Origin of the sequence: Collinsella ihumii (genome assembly GCF_900046475.1) — a bacterium.
GTDB classification, from domain to species: Bacteria; Actinomycetota; Coriobacteriia; order Coriobacteriales; family Coriobacteriaceae; genus Collinsella; species Collinsella ihumii.
Genome location: NZ_FCOU01000014.1, coordinates 1 through 20,637, shown reverse-complemented (window position 1 = coordinate 20,637; position 20,637 = coordinate 1). Strand labels below are relative to the sequence as shown.

The following is a 20,637-nucleotide window of genomic DNA, read 5'->3' as shown; positions in this document are numbered from 1 at the left end:
CAAAACTCTTATGCACTCACTGGGACCCAGATAATTTACACATCTCTTGGAATAAGTCCAAACAACCCATTTGTGGTTGGATTCGAGACCAAGTATCGTTGCATCTATGACACCTGGTAAGTGCGCTCTCAATACGCTACGTCATCTCAGGGCCTGGCATTAACCGAAGAGGAGGTGTGCCTATCATGGGCGCACCTCCTTCTTGCACCCCTGCATGAATCGCCCAATGAGCAGCTTTCTGCCCTACGCCAGCATGACCACGCTGGCACTATTCGCCTGGCTTCATTGGCCCTCATAGGATGAGACAGTCATGGTCATCTATAGCCGCATGGAAATGACTCATCATATGCTCTGCTCACGCAGGCGGAAAGCCGCATCCACAAGCGCCACCTTAAGATCGCGGGAGGTATGGACATCGAAGTATCGAAACGCCTGATGGCGCGCATCATTTACCGTGCCAGGCGCACAGTTGAGCTCCTGGCAGATTTCTCTTCGAGACAAGCCGCTCGCAATGCCCACAGCGACATCCGCGTACAACGGGGTAAATCCACACCCCATGAGCACACCTTTCATGCGGCCCTTGAGCTGCGCGTCACGCATCGGTAGCTCATCAAGACGCGCGGCGCGACCACGCACACGCATGATGACTGCGGCCGACGCCGCCATCGCTCCCGCAGCCAGCGCGTCGATCACGCCCGCCGCGACCCCATGCGCCGATGCCTGGGGAGCCGCCTGTAGGAGCAGCGCGATGCCGCTTCCCCAGCTCTGCGTACCCACAAGCGCAACCGATGTCATGAGACCTGCAAGCCCTCCGATGAGCACGCAAAGCGCCTCTTCTAACGACTCCCCGCGCGCCGTATGCCTCGCCATCACAACCAGAACGCCAACGAACAATATGCACGAAAGCATAGACAACATGGTGCCGAGCGCAAACGGATCAGTCCGGCTCATGTCCCATGTGACAATGAGCCGCCACAGTGACCTGAAGCCGCACGCCCCCACCAACAGATAGGCCACACGCCCCACAGCCCCCATGCGACGCATCGCGACAAACAACCTCCGCATGGCCATTCGGTCTTCTTGCCAAATCATAGAGGCAAGCGTTGCTGCACAGGCAACCGACAGCGCGCATGTCACCGTATCCATCACAATACCCCATGCGTTTCCCGATGCACAAAGGAATGCCACGAAAACCAGGGCAACGTATCCAGCGATTACAATTCGCAGCCAGGTTGCATTTTTCTCGCTCGGACCAGCGCCCTCCCCTTCAGACAGAAGAATGAACGCGTGCAGCACGGCGAGTACCATAACAAGGATAACCAACGAGAACATGGCGATCAGATCAAACGGCACGACATCAACCTGCGTGCCGGATGATAAGAATACGAGAAGCGGCCACAGCGCAATCACTGCTGCTGGGATCACCAAAAGCAGAACGGACGAACGCCGTGCTGTCGCGCAACGCCCCCTGTCCGCGCTCCCATTCGTCCTTTCGCGGGAAGCACGGCCACCGAAGGCTCCTCGACCATCCGAAGCCTGATTCCTTATCTCATCGATCGAGCCCATTCCAAGTTTCGCCAGCGCCCGCTCTTGGTAGGTCCTCACCGTCGAAGCGGAGATCCCCAGAGCTCGCGCCGTCTCAGCAGATGTGTCACCTGCCATCCGGTGCCTCAACGTCTCGCATTCGCGCTCGCTGAGGCCTCGTTCCCTCCAAGACTCCACCTGCGCGGCGATGTGCGGATCGTCCTCGCAGGTATCGCCCGCCCGCGACGCGTCCGAAGCAGCCGTGTCCCCTGTCCTCGTCGCTCCGCCAGCTTGTCGCGCGACCATCTGACGTATGGCGCAACAGGCGAACACGATAAGGTTGACGGCCATCAAACCGACACCGAGAGCATCGAGCCGTCCGCGCGTCACTCCGTAAGCGGCAGACGAGATGCATATCGACGCCTGGCATCCCGTGAAGAGCCCGAGGCAGGCCAGCCGCCGTGCGCGCCAAGGCCCCACGCGAAGCAGGCACACCGCAAGCGGGATCGCCACCAGCAGCGCAAGACCGACAGGCGCCGCCGCGGGAGCGGTGGTATCGGTGCCGGTCGAAAGACGGACGACGTCAGCCAGCGAGACCGAAACGGGCATCTGGTCGATCACGAGTGTCCCGAAGCCCATCTCACGCCATAGCGCATCAAGCAGGTCGGGGAGCAACCTGTGAGCATCTGCCGCGCCCATCGTCAACAGGGCCACCGAAGCCGCGCTACCGCACAAAACCGCCGCCGCGAGCGGGGCGCGTCGACGACCGGGGGCGCGCCCGCCGCGGCCGAGCAGCAGGATGCAGAACTGAAGCGGCGCCACGATGGTCAGCGCCAGCACCGCGCCGCAGGCAACGACAGCGCCCGAGCCGTGCGCGTCCACGTTCCACAGCGCAATCAGAGCGACCGCCATGAGCAGCGCCGCCACCGCACTACCCCATGTGGGACGCACCCGGCGCGACAGGGCAAGGGCCGCCGCGACCAGCGCGGCGAGCACATCGACACCCGACAAGACGAGCATGCCGAGCAGCAGGCAGCCGGAGCCAAACGGCGCACAGGCAAGCAGGGCCGCACCCTTCACCCAGCACAGCGAGGCAATCGAAACAAGAACGGTCAACATCGTCACCACCCTCTCCCTTGCGGTCAACTCGCGGATTCATCGGCTCGTCGCGGTAGGATTCCGCGGATCTGGGCCGCAGTCCGCGCGACGACGGCATGATCGCCCGGCATCGCGCCCCGAGACGTGATGCCGACCACCAGCTCGTCGTTTTCGCACAGCGCGGGAAAGAAGAACGTGCATTCATCGGGTGCGTCCGCCACGGAAACCGGTATTCCGAGGCGGCGGCAGCGCTCGCCGATCGCACGGTTAACCGACCGGTCGTCGGTCGCCGCGACCACCAGCGCGCGGCCGTCCTCGTCGCCCGCCTCGTACGGGCGTCGGCGCACCTGGATCCCCGCACATGGGCTCACGCTCTCCCCGGCGCGCGGGTCGATGACGGTCACCCGGGCGCCGAAGCGTGCGAGCGCCTCCGCGCGGCGTCTTCCCACCTCGCCCGCGCCGACGACGAGGCAATCGGCATCGACGAGGGAAACGAACAGGGGGAAGCGGCCGCGCGCGGCGGCCTCCGCCTGAGAGGCTGCACTCACTCGCCGCGCCCTCGCGGGCGCTTCCCGCATATGCGCGACCGCCAGCCGGCAGAGCTCGGGCCACGCGCCGATGCCCTCGTGGGCCACTGACACTGCATATCCCGCCTGCTCGAAGCGAGCTCGCCAGGTGCCCTCGATATCGCGCTCGACGTGTCCCGCCGCCGTGAGCATAAGCGGCACAAGGCGCACCTCGTGAGGCAGCGGGTCCTCGGCACCCAGCTGGGCGGCGATGTCCTCCATGGACGGCTCGCCCCGAAGCAAGCCGATGGCGATATCGTCGCGCCCGCGCACGCGCAGCGCATATCCGAGGGCAAGGTAGGCGAGCTGACCCGCCCCTTCCGCCCCATGCCCCACCAGGACATATGACGCGCCATCTCTGCGAGGCAGGCGCTCCTCGAAAACGCGGGCCACCGCCTCGACATCTGCCGCCGTCTCCATCAACGGGCGTGAGAGGCGCACCTCGTCGAACAGCGGCGCCTTTTCGTCCACCGCCTCCCGCACGCTTTGGTATGCGCGCCCGTCGACCAGATGCGCGTCGGCAACGACCGCACGGCGCACGCCGCGCGCCCATAGCTGTTCGAGCGCTTCGGCCACATCGGGCACCCGCTCGCCGCGCGCTTCGAGATGCGCGCGGGCCTTCGCGCTGGTATACGCCACGACACACGGGGCCCCGGCGCTCTTCTCGGCCCGAAACGCATCCTCGAGCGCGCGCACCATCGCATCGACGCTGCGCCCGCGCACCTCGGTACGCGACGTGCCGTGCACCGCGATCACAAGACCCCAGCGATCCATGACGTACCCCATTCCTCGTCCTGCCTTGTGACCACGATACCCCATTGTGCACCGGGGATGCATTGATCAAGGGCGCACGAACCCCGCGGGACGACACAGACGGCCCACCCACGGTACGCTATAGGCACGCCGCTCCATCCACGGTACGCTATAGGCACGTTTTTCGCCCGAAAACGTGCCTATAGCGTACCGTGGATGGGCCGACGTGCCATATGCGTACCGTCGATCCGAGCAAAGTTGAGGGAGGGGCGAATTGGCCCGCGGTTCCCGAGAGGCGTACACTTGAATCATCAACACGAGAGGAGCGCTATGGAGAGCACGACGGCATCGCCGGACGGTCGCGCCCGGTTCGAGCGCGTGGAAACGCCGGAGCAGACGCGCGCGCTCGCCGAGCTCGCCGGCACCATCTGGCGGGAATACTGGCCGGCATATCTGGGCGAGGCCCAGACCGAGTACATGATCGAGCAGTTCCAGAGCCTGCCCGCCATCACGCGCGACATGGCCGAGCACGCCTACGAATACTGGTTCGTTCGCGCGGCAGACGACAACCGTATCGTCGGCTACACGGGAGGGCATGTCGAGGCGGAAACCAACCGGTTCTTCATAAGCAAGATCTACCTGCTTGCCCCCGAGCGCGGCAAGCACTTCGCGAGCGCGGTCATCGCGTTTTACGAGGACCTGTGCCGAACGCGCGGGCTCGATGCCATGTACCTCACGGTCAACAAGGGCAACGAGCTCGGCATCCGCGCGTACGAGGGCAAGGGATTCGCGACCATCGACGCCGTCGAAACCGACATCGGCGAGGGATACATCATGGACGACTACATCATGGAGAAGCGCGTGTCATAGCGGGGTGCCATGCACCTCCGTGCCCGCCCCAGCGCTCCAGGATTCCTGCCGCACCCCCACCGTGGATACGGGGCCCTCCGCGTTCATGAAAAAGTGCGGAGCGGTGACGGGCGGCGGGACGCTTCCGTTCCGGCCCGCAGGGGCCGCGGAGGCAGCCGAATGGGTTGAAACGAACCCGTCCCCAAGCAACCCAGCTCGGGTCGCTAGGCCCAGCCCCCCCGCTCATTCATGAATGAGCGGGGGGCTTTTTGACGTTTCCGCAGGAATTATTTATTTAACCCATCTGCTCATTCATGAATGAACGAATCGGATGGACATGGAAAAGCGTATCTCGTAGCGCATGGGGCCGTCTGCGACGGCCAGGGACCGATCGCATAAGTTAAGGGGCGCTAAGGAAATCGTAAGGGGACAGACGGGTAAAGGGCGAGCAACTGCCCTTCCCCTTGAATCGAGGATCCATGCACCGTCTCGCCCGTATCGCGCTTCTCATCACCGCTGCCCTGGCGCTGCTCATACCGACCGCAGCGCAGGCAGGGCAATCGTCAGCGATAGCCAAGATCGTCGACCCCAACACATCGGACGCATGGAGCGCGCTGTTCGAGGCGGGCGACGACGGCCTGTCGTTCTCCTCCGAGCAGGCCGGAAGGATCTGGGTCGACAAGACCGTATACGGATCGACCGACGAGGCGAACGCATCCGGCGTTCCCGCCCGGCTCGACGACGAGGCGCGCGGGTTTCTGGTCAGCCTCTCGGCACTCTCCTCGGCGGTGTCGGTCCGGCACGAAAACGCCCTGGCCCACGACGTGGTGTTCGTCGTGAGCACCAACGGCATGCTCGCCGACATGACCTACGGCGGACGCCCGCAGGGGGCCTACCTCGCCGACGCGCTCAACGTGGCGATCGCCCGCCTCATGGCGGAGAACGAGGGCGCGGCGGTGCCCACGCGCATCGCCGTCGTGGGATATTCCGCCGATGTCGCCACGCTCATGCCGCTCGACACCTACACGCCCGACAGCGATGGCCGCTACGTGTCGTTCGCACCGCGCGGCGCGGCGACGACGCCCGCGCTTCTGGTCAACGCCCGCGCGGACCATGGGTCCCGCACGACATCGATGCAGCTGCGCAGCGGATCCTACTTCCAGCGGGCGGTCCGCATCGCAGGCGACCTGCTCGTTCAGGCGGCAGGCGACGCGCATGCGGCCGAACGGAAGCCCGAGCTCGTCCTCATGGGCGTGCAGACGCCGCCGATGGCCCATGTCGACCTGGCCGATCCTCCCTCCTATACCGGCGACACGACCGGCTTTCTGGGCCCGCTGCCCAACACGCGCGAGAACGGCTACGGCACCGACGCGATGATGGCCACGCTGCTCACCGTACGCGCGCAGCGGCGTCGCATCGAGGACGCTTGGAAGCCGACGGGGCGAGATCTCGCGCTGTACACGACGGGACTCGACGCCACCGCGACCGTCGAATACCTGCTGCAGACGGCCGAGGCGCAGCGAACCGCCTCCCTCCCCGGATCGGGAGCCGCCACGGGCGTCGACCTCGCGCACAACATGGCCCAATCCGCCCGCGCTTACGCGGACGCCGCCGCGCGCGGGGACGCAACCGTGTCGCTCGACCTCTTCGGCTCGAGCACCTCGGGTCTCGTCGCAAATACCGTGGACCTGCCGTGCCTCCCCGATCTGCTCGACAGCGCGGACGGCTACGCCCTGAGCTGCGTCGACGAGTTCTTCTCCGCCCACAGCGCGTCCGCCATCTCCTGGGCGTTCAACTCCGCAATAAACCGCATGCTGGACATCGAGTACACCTCGCCCTCCCCTGCGGACACCGCCGGTGCGCGATGGGGAGAAAGCCGCCTGACCGTAGAGGACCGCATCGGCGCCGGCATGAACGTCTCGTCCATGAAGGGCATCGTGTACGGAACGCACCTGCTCGACGGTGCGCTTGCCGCCCAGGCGGTCACGATCAGCATGAGCGACCCGTGGGACATCGAGGCCACGCACGAGTACGCCTACCTTGTCGACACGGTCAACGAGCGCTACGGCCTGGGGTACGACGCCTACAACCTCTTCTTCGACGCGTTCTCCGACGGCCAGTTCGCCTATCGCGGTGCAGGGGACTTCTCGAACCGCGCGTCGTGGTACGTCGACGCCGAGCACCATATGGTCGCGCACGGCAGCGCGCCCTACACGTTCGCCACGACCGCCGAAGTCGATGCCGTCCGGCAGGGAGATTGGGCGGATGCGGCTCCTGCCGACGTCAAAAGCCGCATCGAGGCCGCGCGCGACGCCGGCGCGACCGCCGTGTGCGAGACGTGGTTTTTCATCGGTAACCTCCCGAACCAGTACACCGGCGGCGACATCGCGCTCTACGACGTCATCGTCATGGTGGAGACCGACCTGGAGACCGGCCGCCAGACGGTGCTCGCCTCTGTTCCCACCGACGCGCTGCCGGCACGGCGCGCGAGCGTGACCGTGCATGCCGACGGCAAGGCAACCATGGCGCTCGAGGACCCTGAGGAAACCTACCCGATCCGCCTGGTCTACGAGGTGGCACCCACCGAGCGCGTGAGTGGCCTGCTCGACCGCATCGACGCGGGAGAAACCGTATCCGACGACGAGCTCTCCGAGGCTCTGGGCGAGCGGCCGCAGCACTCCGGCGGCGGCTCGAGGCTGGTCTACGCGGGTTCGTTCTCCCTGGAAGACGGTCCTGAGCATGCCGCGGCCGGCTGCACCGCCGCAGCATACGTCGCGCCCACCAATGCGTACTACGCCTTCACCGAGCCCACGCCCCTGTTCGCCCTGGCACCGGGCGCATCCACAGACGGCGGCAACCCGCCGCAGGCAGACGACCTCATCCCCCTCACCTCCCTGCCCGAGGCGGGAGCGACGTATTACTTCATGCGCACGGTCTACAGCGCATCCCATATCGACCCCGACGGGGAGGCTGAGGCCACCGTCGAGCAGCGCATCATCCCCTACGTTGCGATCGCGGCTGCCGAAGACGGCACCACCCCCTATTTCACGGATGACGACGGCCAGGTCTGCGTCGCCGCCGGAACGCCCCGATTCCGCGCTGCCGAGACCATCGGGTCGAGCGACAAGGCGCCCAATCTCACCGGGTCCGCCCCGTACGTGACAAAGCTCGCCGTGCAGGCCCATGAGGGCGGCCAGACGCGGCTTGCAGCGCAGATGGGAAATAACGGCGCCCTTGCCCTGCCTTCCGCCCAGGGTTCCGGCGATCTCACGGTCGAGGTGCACGTGCGCGCCGCGGGCTCATCGGGCGATGGTGGCCAGGGCGCGTGCAGATTCCGCATCACGTTCACGACCGAAGCCGGCGCGGTGCTTGCGGGCCCCGTGGTCTGCACCGATCCCGTCACGCACGATCCGCAGATCACGCCGCTCGACAACGGCTCGTTCGATCTGACGCTAACGGACGGGGCCAGCGCCACGATCGCGGATCTCCCCGCGGGCACCGGGTATCGCATCGAGGAGCTGCCCGCAAAGGACGGCTCGACCTGGCAGTGCTCGCACGCCACGACCGTGGGCGCGCAGGGCCCCACGCAGGAGACCGGAACCGTCGCGGAGGGGGCCGTCGTCCAGGATAAGACGGTCGTCAGCTTCACGAACGTCCCCACCTCGGGGCGCATCGTGATCTCCAAATCGGTCACCGGCAACGACGGCGACACGGCCCGCGCGTTCCCCTTCTTGGTGAGGTTGACGCGCGAAGACGGCCTCCCCCTTCCCTCGTCGATTCCCTATGAGCTTGACGGACGGGCCCGGGCGTCGGGTATCGCCGCGGTCGCGGACGACGGCAGCGTGACGCAGGAGGACGGATCGCCGTTCGCGCTGGCGGACCGGCAGCGCCTCACGCTGTCCGGCATTCCGCTCGGCATCGCCTACGCCGTCGAGGAGACCGATCCGGCCGGCCACACGGTCCATATCGACAAGACGAGCTCCGCGGCGGACGAAGAGGATGCCGGCGGAGACCCGACATCGGGCCTCATCGAGCACGACGGGCAGCACGACGTGCTGGCCTTCACCAACGAGCGCTGGGCGTACGGCTCGCTTGAAGTCGCCAAGCACACCGTGGGCGGCGAGGCGGGGCGCGCCTTCGCCTTCACCGCGACGCTGACCGATGCCGCGGGCGCACCGCTTTCGGGCACGGTCTCCTACCGCATCGAGGGCGCTGGCGAGGGCGAAAGCCGTACCGCAGAGCTGCAGGGAGGCTCCTTCTCCTTTGAGCTCGCGGACGGCCAGACCCTCGTCGCCGACGACATCCCACAGGGGACGGCGTATCGCATCGCGGAGCAGGACTACGCAGCGGAAGGCTATCTCGCCCTGCAGTCCGGCGCGACGGGGACCATCGGCGACGAGCCCGCTCAGGCGACCTTCGCCAACATCAATGCCACCGGCGCGCTCGGCATCGCGGAGGTCGGCGCCGGCAACGCGCTCGAGACGGACAGATCGTTCTCGTTCGCTGTCACGCTGAAAAACCTGTTCGCCGCCAAACTGGCGACAGACACCGAGGTCGTCTTGCAGTCCACGCGATACGCCTCCTCCCAGGACGCCGTCGAGGAGCGCCTGCGCTTCGAGCGCGTCTCGGGCACCGATGACGGGCGAGCGGTCGTCGAGAACATCGCGCACGGAACGGGCGTCGTGATCGAGGGCCTTGCCCCGAGCATGGCGTTTTCCGTCGAAGAGCTCGACGCCCGCGCCCTCGAGGACGCAGGATACCGCATCTACCTGGGGAGCCGACCGGATATCGAAAGCGGCGCCCAGCAGAACCCCTATGAGGGAACGCTCGCGAGCGGCGGGGTCACGCCGGTTTTCGCCGTCAACGTCCGCGACCTGTACGGAACCCTTGCCGTCTCGAACAGCGTCGAGGGACAGGCGGCGCTCGACGATGCGCAGGCGGGCCAGCGCTTCCTCTACACCGTCCACGCCCTGACGGCCACCGGCGCGCCCGTGTCCGGCGCCTTCGCATGGCGCGCGGAGGGTGCCGCCGAACCCGCCGACGGCTCGAGGGGGACCATGCCCGATGGAAGCCCCGCCCTCGTGTTCGATAACGGGTACGCCGCGCTCGAGATAGCGGGCAGCGGGACCATGCAGATCTCAGCCCTGCCCGCCGGGGGCTCGGTCACCGTCGCGCAGCGCGACGAGGCCGACTTCGGATACGCCACCTCTCCCGCCTTGGAGCAGACGGCGGCCCTCGACCCAAACGGCACCGCGACGCTCTCCTTCACCAACGTCAAGGAGTACGAGGCGGCCGCGGCCTCCGTTCCCGCCTCCTCCACTCTGTTCGGGCGCGCGCAACAAGACGGGGAGTTTACCTACCGGCTCTTTGACGAACAGGGAGACCCCGTGACCGTCGACGGCGAGCCGGCATCCGCGTCCAGCGCCGCCTCACCGGACGGCGTCGCCTCCGACCTCGCGTTTCCGCAGCTCACCTATAGGAAGCCGGGAACCTACTCCTATTCGGTGCGGCAGGCCGTCCCGGCAGACCCCGAGCCCGGCGTAGTGTACGACGAGCGTGCGTTCGACGTGCGCGTCGACGTCACCGCCAACAGCAAGGGCGCGCTGTCGGCTCGCGTGACCACATCGCATGAGGGCGAGCCGATGGCGGCGGCATTCGAGAACCGCTATCGTACGACAAGCGAGTCGGTCCCCATCGAAGGGACCAAGACCCTCGACGGCAAGGCCCCCGCCGCAGGCGCCTTCGCCTTCACCCTGCAGGAAGTCGATGCGAACGGAGAGGAGATCGGACCTGTGCTCACCTCGTACAACGACGAGGAAGGGGGTATCGCGTTTGGACCTTTCGAGCTGAACGCCCCCGTCGGCAGCTCGGTGCACAGAACGTTCATCGTTCGCGAGAATATCCCTGAGGACCCGGAGCAAGGCATCGTCTACGACACGCGCGTCTACCGGGCAGAACTCACCGGCGAGTCGGCCGACGACGGCACGCTCGACGTCCATGCGGCATACTCCGTTCGCGACGGCGACGCGGGGGACGGCCCATGGCTACCCTGCTCGGGCATCGTGTTCGAGAACCGCACCGCTCACGCGCCGGAGACCCCTGACACACCGATCGACCCCGATACGCCGGTGTCACCGGATACACCCGACACGCCGGACTCCCCTGACGAGCCGGGCAGCCCGGAGTCTCCCGATACGCCCGAATCGCCCGATTCTCCGGACACACCGGACACGCCCGACGGGCCAAGCACGCCGGAATCCCCAGAAGAGCCCGTGGCACCGGAATCGCCCGACTCCCCCAGCTCCCCCGACACGCCGCCCGCCCCGACAACACCTGCGGACCCCGAGACGCCGACCGGGACCGACGCCCCGCCTGAGGCCAACGGCCCAGATGAGCTCGCAAAGACCTCGGACCCTGTGTCTCCCTTGCATTTCATCTTGCTCATCACGGGCGGCATCGTTCTTATCGCCTGCGGGTCCCTCGTTCTGATCCGACACCGCCGTCGCTCGGATCGCTAGGCTCAGCCCCCCGTTCATTCATGAATGAACGGGGGGCTTTTTGACGTTTCCGCAGGATTCTTTTATTTGACCCACCTTCTCATTCATGAATGGACGAATCGGATGGATCGGCCGCACCCGCATCAGGCGCCGCCCCCTCCGCCGAAGAACAGCGCGTGGGCATCGCCGGCGTCGCGGCGCCCGAAGAACTCCCGGACCAAAGCGAGGCGCTCGACGGTCGAGGCGGCAAGCGGGGCGGGCAGCGCATCGGGCGCAAACCAACCGACCTCCAAGCTCTCCTCATCGCCCGCGCGCGGCTCGGCATGCCTCTCGTCGACCGGTCGGCATACGAACAGCAGGTCGAGATACATCGTGTTGTCGCCGTTGGCATAGGTGATTACGCGGCTCGAAGCCTTGACGCTTGCGAGCTCCTCCGCCACGACTGCCACGCCCGTCTCCTCGAGGACCTCGCGCACCGCCGTCGTCGCCGGCTCCTCGCCCGGCTCGTTGATGCCGTAGACGAGTGCCCATTCGCCCGTGTCGGCACGACGGCCCATCAGGATGCGCCCGCGACCGTCCTCGACATACGCCGTGATGCCGATGAGCCACAGCAGGTCATGGCCGATCTTCTTGCGCAGCTGGACGATGAAATCGGGTGTGGGCATGACGGCTCCCTGCGATCGACAATGGGTACAACCCCATTGTATGCATCCACCTCGAAAGGAGAAGCTATGCCCGTCATCCGCGTCAACGCCTCAACCCCTATCCCCCGCGATGCGCAAGTCGAACTCAAGCAGGCGTTCGGCCAGGCTATCTCAGCGGTGCCCGGAAAGTCCGAACAGTGGCTTATGTGCCAGTTCGAGGAAAACGTCCCCACCTTCTTTGCCGGAGACGACTCTGAGCCCGCCGCCTATATCGAGGTGAGCGTCTTCGCCCGCAGCGAGGTTCCGACGACCGCATGGGAGGCTTTGACCGAACAGATCACGCCCGTCGTATCGCGCACCCTCGGCATCGATCCGGCACGCATCTACATCAACTACAGCGCAAGCGCGAACTTCGGATGGAACGGAGGCAACTTCTAGGGAAACACCGATCGATTGCTTTCGCGACGGCCGCCACGGGGCCGGCCGGTGCAGAATGAATTGATCGGTGTTTCCCTAGAGCACTTCAGTTTGGAGCGCCTCGCCCTCCGACTTGGCAGCCGTCCGGTCCGACGCTCCGCACCCTGGAACTACCCCGGTAAACAGGGATGCTGATGGGGTATACCCAGTACGAGCAGAAGGAAAAAGCCCTCCTGCGGAAGAATTTGTTGGTGGGCAACACCCACGCAGAACAACCGCCTCCGCATAAGGCGGTTGTTCCTTTTTAGGCATCACCCACCGAGAGTTATTTGATCACCAAAATCAAGATGATCACGAACGCAACGAACGTTGCAACAGTGCCGGCCGCCGAAAACGACCCTGTCCCAAAAAGTACCACCCGCGCGCTTCTGGGCTTCCATCGAGCGCCAGCGCCCTATCATGGATACATCAACGTTTGGGACGCGGCTCGCCTGCGCGTCCCGCACTGCAAGGGGGTATGCATGAGATACCTGATCGTTGGCGGCGTCGCCGCCGGCACCAAGACCGCAGCGAAAATCAAGCGCTGCGACCGCTCTGCGGACGTGCTCGTCATCACCAAAGGGCACGATATCAGCTATGCGGGCTGCGGTCTGCCCTATTACGTAGGAGGGGACATCGAGACCCGCGAGGCGCTCATCGTCAACACGCCCGAGGCATACGCCGGCCTCACCGGCGTGACGGTCCAGACCGGCCAGGAGGCGATCTCCCTCGATGCCGCGGCAAAGACCGTGACCGTTCGCTCCGAGGACGACGAGGAGCACACCGAGGCATACGACAAGCTGGTCATTGCCACGGGTGCCAACCCGTTCATGCCGCAGGTCGAAGGCATCGACCTGCCCGGCGTGTTCGGCCTGCGCACCCCGGACGACGCGACCGGCATCCGCGATTACATCAAGGATAACGGCTGTCGTCGCGCCGTGGTCTGCGGAGCCGGCTTCATCGGCCTCGAGATCGCGGAGAACCTCATGGCCCAGGGCCTCCAGGTCACCGTCATCGACGCGATGCCCCAGATCCTGCCGAATGTGCTCGACCCCGAGATGGCCGGCTTCGCCACCCGTCAGCTCAAGGCAGCCGGCATGCGCGTGCTCACGGCCACCGCGCTGACCGGCATCGCCGGCGAGACGCGCGCCGAGGGCGTCCAGACCGCCACCGGCACGCTTCCCGCCGACATCGTCGTGGTCGCCATCGGCATCCGCCCAGCGACCGCATGGCTCGAGGGATCGGGCATCGAGATGGTCAAGGGAACCATCGTCACCGACGAGTTCTGTGCGACCAACCTGGCCGACGTCTACGCCGCCGGCGACTGCGCCATGGTGCGCAACGCCATCACCGGCAAACCCGCCTGGAGCCCCATGGGGTCCACGGCCAACATCGCCGGCCGCGCGCTCGCCCGCACGCTCACCGGAACGCCCACGAGCTATCCGGGCGTGCTCGGCACCGGCGTCGTCCGCCTGCTGCCCGCGCTGAACGCCGGGCGCACCGGCCTCACCGAGGCGGCGGCCCGCGAGGAGGGCTTCGATCCCGAGAGCATCGTCGCCGTCGTGGATGACAAGGCCCACTACTACCCCGGCTCCTCGAGCTTCTTCATCAAGCTTATCGCCTGCAAGAAGACCCATCGCCTGCTCGGCGTCCAGGTGCTCGGGGCGGGTACCGTCGACAAGGTCGTCGACATCATGGTCGAGGCGCTCTACCAGAAGCTCAAGGTCGAGGACCTCGACCTCATGGACTTCGCCTATGCGCCGCCGTTCTCCACGGCCATCCATCCGCTCGTGACGGCCGGCTACATCCTCGAGAACAAGCTCGCCGGTCGCCTGGAGTCCTTCACGCCCGCTCAGTACGCCGCAGGCGAGGCGGCAGACTACGCGGTCATCGATGCGCTGCCCGCACCCGCCATCCCCGGCGCCGAATGGGTCGACCTCACAAAGGTCGCAGGCGAGCTGCCCGGTCACGCCAAAGACGAGAAGCTGCTGCTCGTGTGTGCCAAGGGCAAGCGCGGCTACTTCATGCAGAACCGCCTCAAGGCAGCCGGCTACACGAACACGCGCGTGCTCGAAGGCGGCATCACGTTCAACGAGGTCAAGGTACCGCGCCCCGCGGGCAAAAAACTGCCCGCCGTCGAGATCAAGCGCCTGAAGGGCCTGGGCTGCCTGCAGGACAAGCGCTTCGACGATGTGTTCAACATCCGCGTCATCACCCGCAACGGCAAGCTGACGAGCGTCGAGCAGAAGACGGTCGCCGAGGCAGCCGAGACGTTCGGCTCCGGCGAGGTCACCATGACCACGCGCCTCACCCTGGAGATCCAGGGCGTGCCGTATGACAACATCGCCGCCTGCATCGAGTTTTTGCAGGACCACGGCCTGGATTCCGGCGGCACCGGCTCCAAGGTCCGCCCCGTCGTCTCCTGCAAGGGCACAACCTGCCAATACGGCCTGATCGACACGTTCGATCTGTCCGAGAAGCTGCACGAGCGCTTCTACGTCGGATACCATGGCATCGAGCTGCCGCACAAGTTCAAGATCGCCGTCGGCGGCTGTCCCAACATGTGCGTCAAGCCCGACCTCAACGACCTGGGAATCGTGGGCCAGCGCATCCCGCAGATCGACCTCGGGAAGTGCCGCGCCTGCAAGGTCTGCCAGGTCGTGAAGGCCTGCCCCATGGGCGACGCACAGGTCGGCCCGGACGGCAAGATCACCATCGATGAGAGCCTCTGCAACCACTGCGGTCGCTGCGTCGGCTCCTGCCCGTTCGGCGCGGTGACCGAGGAGCTCACCGGCTACAAGGTCTATATCGGAGGACGTTGGGGAAAGAAGACCGCCCACGGCCGTGCGCTCGAGCGGATCTTCACCAGCGAGGACGAGGTCATGGATGTCGTGGAGCGCGCCATCCTGTTCTTCCGCGACGAGGGCATCTCGGGCGAGCGCTTCGCCGACACCGTGGCGCGCCTGGGCTTTGAGTACGTGCAGGACAAGCTCCTGACCGCACCCATCGACAAGGAAGCCATCCTCAACAAGAACGTGGTGGGCGGCGCGACCTGCTAGCATACGGTTCACGCTCGCAAGGGGCGCCACGGGAAGCATATCCCGCGGCACCCCTCATATACCGCCCTCACAAGCGCCTACACCAGATCGAAAACAGTCAGCGCGCCTGCTGCCAGCAGCAAAACGGACAGGGCGACGTCGCCGACACGATTGCCGTACACCGCCTCGCCACGAGGACCAGACCAGATGACGTACACGATGTAGAGCATGAACAATACGCTCGCTACCATGAAGGCATCGGCAGCAAGAGGCATCCCGCCCGCGTCGCACAGACTCGCGATAATCCGAGTTACGCCTGCGCCCGCAAACGCACTATTCGCGCGAAACAACCGTCGGCGCTCTGAACCCTTCCGCTCCATCAACCGTGAACCTTTCGATCCCATCAATAAATCCCTGCGGAGTCAATTCCCGCTTGGGTCTGGTAAAGCACGCCATCATCGTCATACCATCTCTTCAGGATTGTGACAACGTAGATCCCGCCGTTAGGATCGTCTGGGACAGAGCCCAGAATCCAAACCGCCGCAACTGCGGCACCCAGCGCAACGTCTAGTGCGGGGATGCCAATGCGGCCGACAAAGAGGCTCGCAACATTTGCCGCAGTTGCGTAGGGCCCGAATATTGCCCGGATCTCAGCAAAGGATATTTGATACCTCGTATATGTTCTGACAGGTTGATTTACACGCTGAACAACATCTTCATCGCCATAGCTTTCTGGCTCCGATGACAAATACAGAGTCGCACCCGTGAAATCAGACGTCACCTTTCCAGTCTCCACATCAAAAAACAAATGATTGGATTTTCCCGTGGCCTCATCCTCAATGGTAACAGTGCGAACTCCGTCGGCTTCGGACAAGCTGATGATTTTCTTAGAACCATTATCGTTGATCGTTATTGAACCGTTCTGGTTCTCTCCAATCGAGATACCCGCAGAGCTGAGTATACTTTCATCATTCGACATACCAAACGCAGCGGCAACTGGAGAAACTCCCTGGAAGAATAACGCTGCCGTCACGATAGCCGTCATCAAACGCTTACCCTTCATCATCTTCCTTTCTCGCCTGCGTTTCGAACCAATCCAATTGAAGAGGTGCCCTATTGATTCAGTTTGAGCCGCACCCTTGACTCAAGAACCCAACATGCTGTCTGTTTCTTCTACATGGGACACATCTCCTTCATGGTGAATCTACATGTGCACCCACAATCACCTATCGCATGTGCTTATGAGGAATCGGAAGGGTGCATAGGCTACTGCAGCTTGCGCCAACAATACTGAAATGACACGGCATTTCGTATAGACAACCGATATGTAATATCGCGACAAGAGTGTCTACAGGGTTACCTATCCAGCTCACGTGCAAGAAGAGCGACAAAGCCCTCCGCGATTTTCACATCCAGAATCCCATACGCCTCACGTCGAGCCGAATGACTTGTTCCGAACGAAACATGCAAACGCTCAAGAATCTGCGACCCCATCTGGCCTCGTCCCAGAAACATGGCCGTCATACATTCACAATACTCCGCACAAGCGCCATTTGAGGAGCCTGCGACGAGTGCTATGTCACCGTCAGCATAAAGCGCCCAACTCGATGCACAGCTGCCATGAGCACGGGTACAATGGGGTCATAACAACGTCATCGCGAACGAAAGGACCCCCATGGCAACATGTGAACATGCCGCTGCGGCGGGCGGGCAGACCGCGCCGATGCAGTTCGAGGAAAACAACCTCTCCGAGGTCAAGCGCGTCATCGCCGTGCTGTCCGGCAAGGGCGGCGTGGGCAAGTCGCTCGTCACCGGCTCGCTCGCCGTCGAGCTCGCGCGCGGGGGCGCCAAAGTCGGCATCCTGGACGCCGACATCACCGGTCCGTCCATCCCCCGCATGTTCGGCATGGGCGACCGCCGCGCCCACGGCCTGGGCAAGCTTCTGCTCCCCGAGATCTCCGCCACGGGCATCAAGGTGATGTCGTCCAACCTGCTGCTGCAAAACGAGACCGACCCCGTGCTCTGGCGCGGCCCGGTCATCGCCGGCGCCATCAAGCAGTTCTGGAGCGACACCTCGTGGGGCCCGCTCGACTACCTGCTGGTCGATATGCCTCCGGGCACGGGCGACGTGGCGCTCACGGTCTTCCAGTCGCTGCCCGTCGACGGCATCGTCGTGGTCACCAGCCCGCAGGACCTCGTGTCCATGATCGTGGCCAAGGCGGTCAACATGGCCGACAAGATGAACGTGCCGATCCTGGGCATCGTCGAGAACATGAGCTACGTGCAGTGCCCCGACTGCGGGCGCGCCATCGAGATCTTCGGTGAGAGCAAGCTCGACCAGGTCGCCGAGACCTACAACCTGAAGGTGCTCGACCGCCTGCCCATCGACCCCGCGCTCGCCGCCGCATGCGATGCGGGCACCATCGAGGCCGACCTTCCCGCAGGCACCCTGCCCCTCACGCTCGCGGCCGCCCGTGCCGTCGAGGCGCACGAGGGCGACGAGGATAAGCAGGCATAGGTGGCCGGCTCTCCCATATATGATGTAGCGATCATCGGCGGCGGCGCCTCAGGGCTCGCCGCCGCCCTGTCTGCAGGCAGAACGGGACAGTCGGTCGTCCTTATCGAACGCGATGTCGAGGTCGGCCTGCCCATCCTCGCCACCGGCAACGGCCGATGCAACCTGTCGAACGCCGACCTCGACCCTGCACGCTACCGGCACCCCGGCATCGCGCGCACCGTCATGGGCGATCATCCCGAGGAGGAGCTCGCGCGACTCTTCGATTCGATCGGCCTTCTGACCTGCGAGATCGACGGTCGTCTGTATCCATACAGCAAGCGAGCCGACACCGTGCGCGACGCCCTGGTCGCCACCGTGGCCAAGCTCGGGGTCGATATCCGGTGCTGCGCCGAGGTCGAGCGCGCCGTGCACGATAACGCCGACGGATGGCAGCTCGAGCTCTCGGTTCCCGCAGGCCCGCTCCCGACGCCCAAAAAGCCCCCTGCGGATTTTCGCGCCCATCTGCGCGGGCTGCGAAAAGAACTCAAGCGCGCGCCGCGCACGGGAGAGCGCGTATCCGCCCGCCGCGTCATCGTCGCCTGCGGTGGTGCGTCTGCGGGCGTAGCCGGCCTGTTCGGCCTGCCCCATATCGAAGAGATGCCGGTGCTGTGCCCGGTCGCCTGCACGCCGCAGCCCGACATTACCGCGCTCAGCCGCCTCGACGGGCTTCGCGTCGACTGCCGCCTGTCGCTCATGCACGGCAACGCACGCTGCTGGTCCGAAGAGGGCGAGGTGCTCTTTCGCCCGTACGGCATCTCCGGCATCGTCGCCTTCGACCTGTCGCGCCGCGTGAAGGCGAGTGACGTCATCGAGCTCGACCTGTTCCCTTCCTTCTCGGAAGAGGAGCTCATCGAACTGTTCGACAGGCGCTGCGACGTCACCGGCATGCCCGAGACGGCGGGCCCCGCATGGTTCTGCGGCATGCTCGCACCCGCTTTGGCGGTCCATGTCGACGCGGTCTCCGAGCATGCAGGCGGTCGAGGCGTCCACGCCTATGCCCATGTCTGCAAGCATCTCGCCTTCACGGCAGCGGGGACGACAGAGCACGCGAGCGCCCAGGTGCGGCGCGGGGGCATACCGTTCGATGCGGTCGAGCTGCCTTGCCTTTCCGTCACGCCCTCGTGCGCGCCGGCGCTTTCGGTCTGCGGCGAGGCGCTCGACATGGATGCGGACTGCGGGGGCTTCAACCTCGCCTGGGCCTGGCTCTCGGGCCTGCGCGCCGGCGCGGTGCGCCCATAAGGGGCTGGCCCCTGGACACGCCCCGCGATGGTACCAGCCCCATCCAAAAGCCTTCGCGCCGCTGCGGGGCGTGCCGAGGGACGTTGCCGACATTGGCCTTACGCGAGCCCACCGCTCTAGGAAAGCGCTGATCAATGGCACCGCCCCCTCCATCGTCGCCGGGGAGGACCCCGGATACCGCCCTCCCCGGCGAAAGTGGCTAGAAATTTCTGTTTTGCTGTAAGCCGGGGATGCGGACGATTTCCTGGACAGGCCTAGGCGGCCAGCCCGAGCCGCTCTCTTCGGCCCCTGATCGTATCGTACACCGTCCGGCCGCCCTCCCGGAAGGCCTTCAGCCGGCCCTCCCGGTACCAGCGGATGTACGAGGAGAGCTCCGCGATGAACTCCTCCGCCCTCCAGCCCGACCAGTCCCTGCCGTGGAAGAACTCGACCTTCAGCCTGCCGAAGAAGCCCTCGCAGGCGGCGTTGTCGGGCGAGTGGCCCTTCCGCGACATCGACCTCGTCACGCCCGCCGACCCGCAGGCGGCGACCCAGTCGGGGGTGCGGTAGTGCCAGCCGCGGTCGGAGTGCAGGGTGAAGCCCCCTCCCGCGGCGGCCACGGCCCCCGCGAGCATCTCCGAGACGAGCGCCTTGGAGGGGCTCGTGCCGGCCGAGAAGGACACGACGTCCCCGTCGTAGAGGTCGATGACGGGGCTGAGGTAGACCTTGCGCGCGTCGTCCGGCAGCCTGAACTCGGTGACGTCCGTGACCATGGTCTCGCCGGGCGCGGCGGCCGAGAAGTCGTGCAGGTCTCGGGAGGCGTCGACGAGCAGCAGGTTCGGGGCGCACGCGCGCCCCTCCTCGCCGGCGTAGGAGCTGTAACGCCGGCGGCGGGGCCTCGCGGCCTCGAGCCCCTCCTCGCGCAAGACGCGCATGCCGCGCGCGTCGAAGGCGCGCGAGGCGGGCCCGCAGCGCGGCGTGCGCGCGCCGGTAGCCGTAGCGGCCCCCGGAGGCCCGGAACTCCTCGGCCACGAGGGCCCTGATGCCGGCGTCGCGGTCCGCCGCGGCGCGCGAGAGGCGGTGGTAGAACGTGCTCCTGGGCAGAGAGAGCGCCGCGAGCACGCGCGGCAGCCCGAACCGGCCCCTGAGGGACTCAGCCAGCGCCGCCCGCTCCGCCGCCGTCAGGGCGGACGGGTCGGCGCCTGGGCCTTTTTTAGTATCTCGACCGTGCCGGCCAGTATCGCGTTCTCCAGCTCCAGCTCCTCGCAGCGGGCCCTGAGGGCCTCCAGCTCCGAGGGCGGCGAGGCGGGGGGCGCCTGCGCCTTCACCGCGACGTCGGTCACCAGCGCCAGCGCCCCCTCCTCGCGGAGCCTGCTCATGGCCAAGGGCGTGCCCTACGACTCGCCGGAGGCCCGCGCGCTCGCGGCGGCGATCGTC

13 protein-coding genes are annotated in these 20,637 nt (G+C 65.7%); 7 read left to right on the top strand and 6 right to left on the bottom strand.

Features of this window, described 5'->3' with window-relative positions; translation table 11 throughout:
• Window positions 1-342 precede the first annotated feature (342 nt).
• Window positions 343-2,643 carry a helix-turn-helix transcriptional regulator gene (locus BN3789_RS11290; protein ID WP_229254367.1) on the bottom strand — a complete coding sequence of 767 codons (2,301 nt, stop codon included), beginning with the start codon at window positions 2,641-2,643 and terminating at the stop codon, window positions 343-345.
• Window positions 2,644-2,666: 23 nt separating this feature from the next.
• Window positions 2,667-3,962: a sirohydrochlorin cobaltochelatase gene (locus BN3789_RS12495; protein ID WP_161939011.1), complete on the bottom strand. Its 1,296-nt coding sequence runs from the start codon at window positions 3,960-3,962 to the stop codon at window positions 2,667-2,669.
• Window positions 3,963-4,271: 309 nt separating this feature from the next.
• Between BN3789_RS12495 and BN3789_RS11280 the strand changes: the two genes are divergently transcribed.
• Both BN3789_RS11280 and BN3789_RS11275 read left to right on the top strand, forming a co-directional pair.
• Window positions 4,272-4,811 (top strand): GNAT family N-acetyltransferase, encoded by a 540-nt coding sequence (locus tag BN3789_RS11280; protein WP_066834455.1) that lies wholly within the window; start codon window positions 4,272-4,274, stop codon window positions 4,809-4,811.
• Window positions 4,812-5,269: 458 nt separating this feature from the next.
• The gene (locus tag BN3789_RS11275) at window positions 5,270-11,308 is read left to right on the top strand and encodes a DUF7601 domain-containing protein (RefSeq protein ID WP_066834453.1); all 6,039 of its coding nucleotides are present in this window, start codon (window positions 5,270-5,272) and stop codon (window positions 11,306-11,308) included.
• Between the two features lie 122 nt (window positions 11,309-11,430).
• On the opposite strand, the gene BN3789_RS11270 is transcribed toward BN3789_RS11275, so the two are convergent.
• Window positions 11,431-11,952, bottom strand: coding sequence for an NUDIX hydrolase (locus BN3789_RS11270; protein WP_066834452.1), 522 nt, complete (start codon window positions 11,950-11,952; stop codon window positions 11,431-11,433).
• A gap of 66 nt (window positions 11,953-12,018) precedes the next feature.
• Between BN3789_RS11270 and BN3789_RS11265 the strand changes: the two genes are divergently transcribed.
• The gene (locus BN3789_RS11265; RefSeq protein ID WP_066834451.1) at window positions 12,019-12,369 is read left to right on the top strand and encodes a phenylpyruvate tautomerase MIF-related protein; all 351 of its coding nucleotides are present in this window, start codon (window positions 12,019-12,021) and stop codon (window positions 12,367-12,369) included.
• 500 nt (window positions 12,370-12,869) lie between these two features.
• Window positions 12,870-15,446, top strand: a complete 2,577-nt coding sequence (locus BN3789_RS11260) for an FAD-dependent oxidoreductase (protein WP_066834450.1) — start codon at window positions 12,870-12,872, stop codon at window positions 15,444-15,446.
• Window positions 15,447-15,523: 77 nt separating this feature from the next.
• On the opposite strand, the gene BN3789_RS11255 is transcribed toward BN3789_RS11260, so the two are convergent.
• Entirely contained in the window at window positions 15,524-15,805 is a 282-nt protein-coding gene (locus tag BN3789_RS11255; protein ID WP_066834449.1) for a hypothetical protein, read from the bottom strand.
• Between the two features lie 23 nt (window positions 15,806-15,828).
• A complete protein-coding gene (locus BN3789_RS11250) occupies window positions 15,829-16,491 on the bottom strand; it encodes a hypothetical protein (RefSeq protein WP_147569722.1) in 663 nt (220 codons plus the stop codon).
• Between the two features lie 609 nt (window positions 16,492-17,100).
• Here BN3789_RS11250 and BN3789_RS11245 point away from each other — a divergent pair.
• Window positions 17,101-17,943 carry a P-loop NTPase gene (locus tag BN3789_RS11245; RefSeq protein ID WP_066834446.1) on the top strand — a complete coding sequence of 281 codons (843 nt, stop codon included), beginning with the start codon at window positions 17,101-17,103 and terminating at the stop codon, window positions 17,941-17,943.
• Complete coding sequence (locus BN3789_RS11240; RefSeq protein WP_066834445.1) at window positions 17,944-19,221, top strand: NAD(P)/FAD-dependent oxidoreductase; 1,278 nt, start codon at window positions 17,944-17,946, stop codon at window positions 19,219-19,221. It begins immediately after the preceding gene.
• Window positions 19,222-19,475: 254 nt separating this feature from the next.
• Here BN3789_RS11240 and BN3789_RS11235 read toward each other — a convergent pair whose 3' ends face one another.
• Window positions 19,476-20,135 carry an IS3 family transposase gene (locus BN3789_RS11235; RefSeq protein WP_161939010.1) on the bottom strand — a complete coding sequence of 220 codons (660 nt, stop codon included), beginning with the start codon at window positions 20,133-20,135 and terminating at the stop codon, window positions 19,476-19,478.
• Between the two features lie 292 nt (window positions 20,136-20,427).
• On the opposite strand from BN3789_RS11235, the gene BN3789_RS12825 reads away from it, so the two are divergent.
• On the top strand, window positions 20,428-20,637 hold a 210-nt coding region (locus BN3789_RS12825; RefSeq protein WP_147569718.1), incomplete at its 3' end, for a hypothetical protein.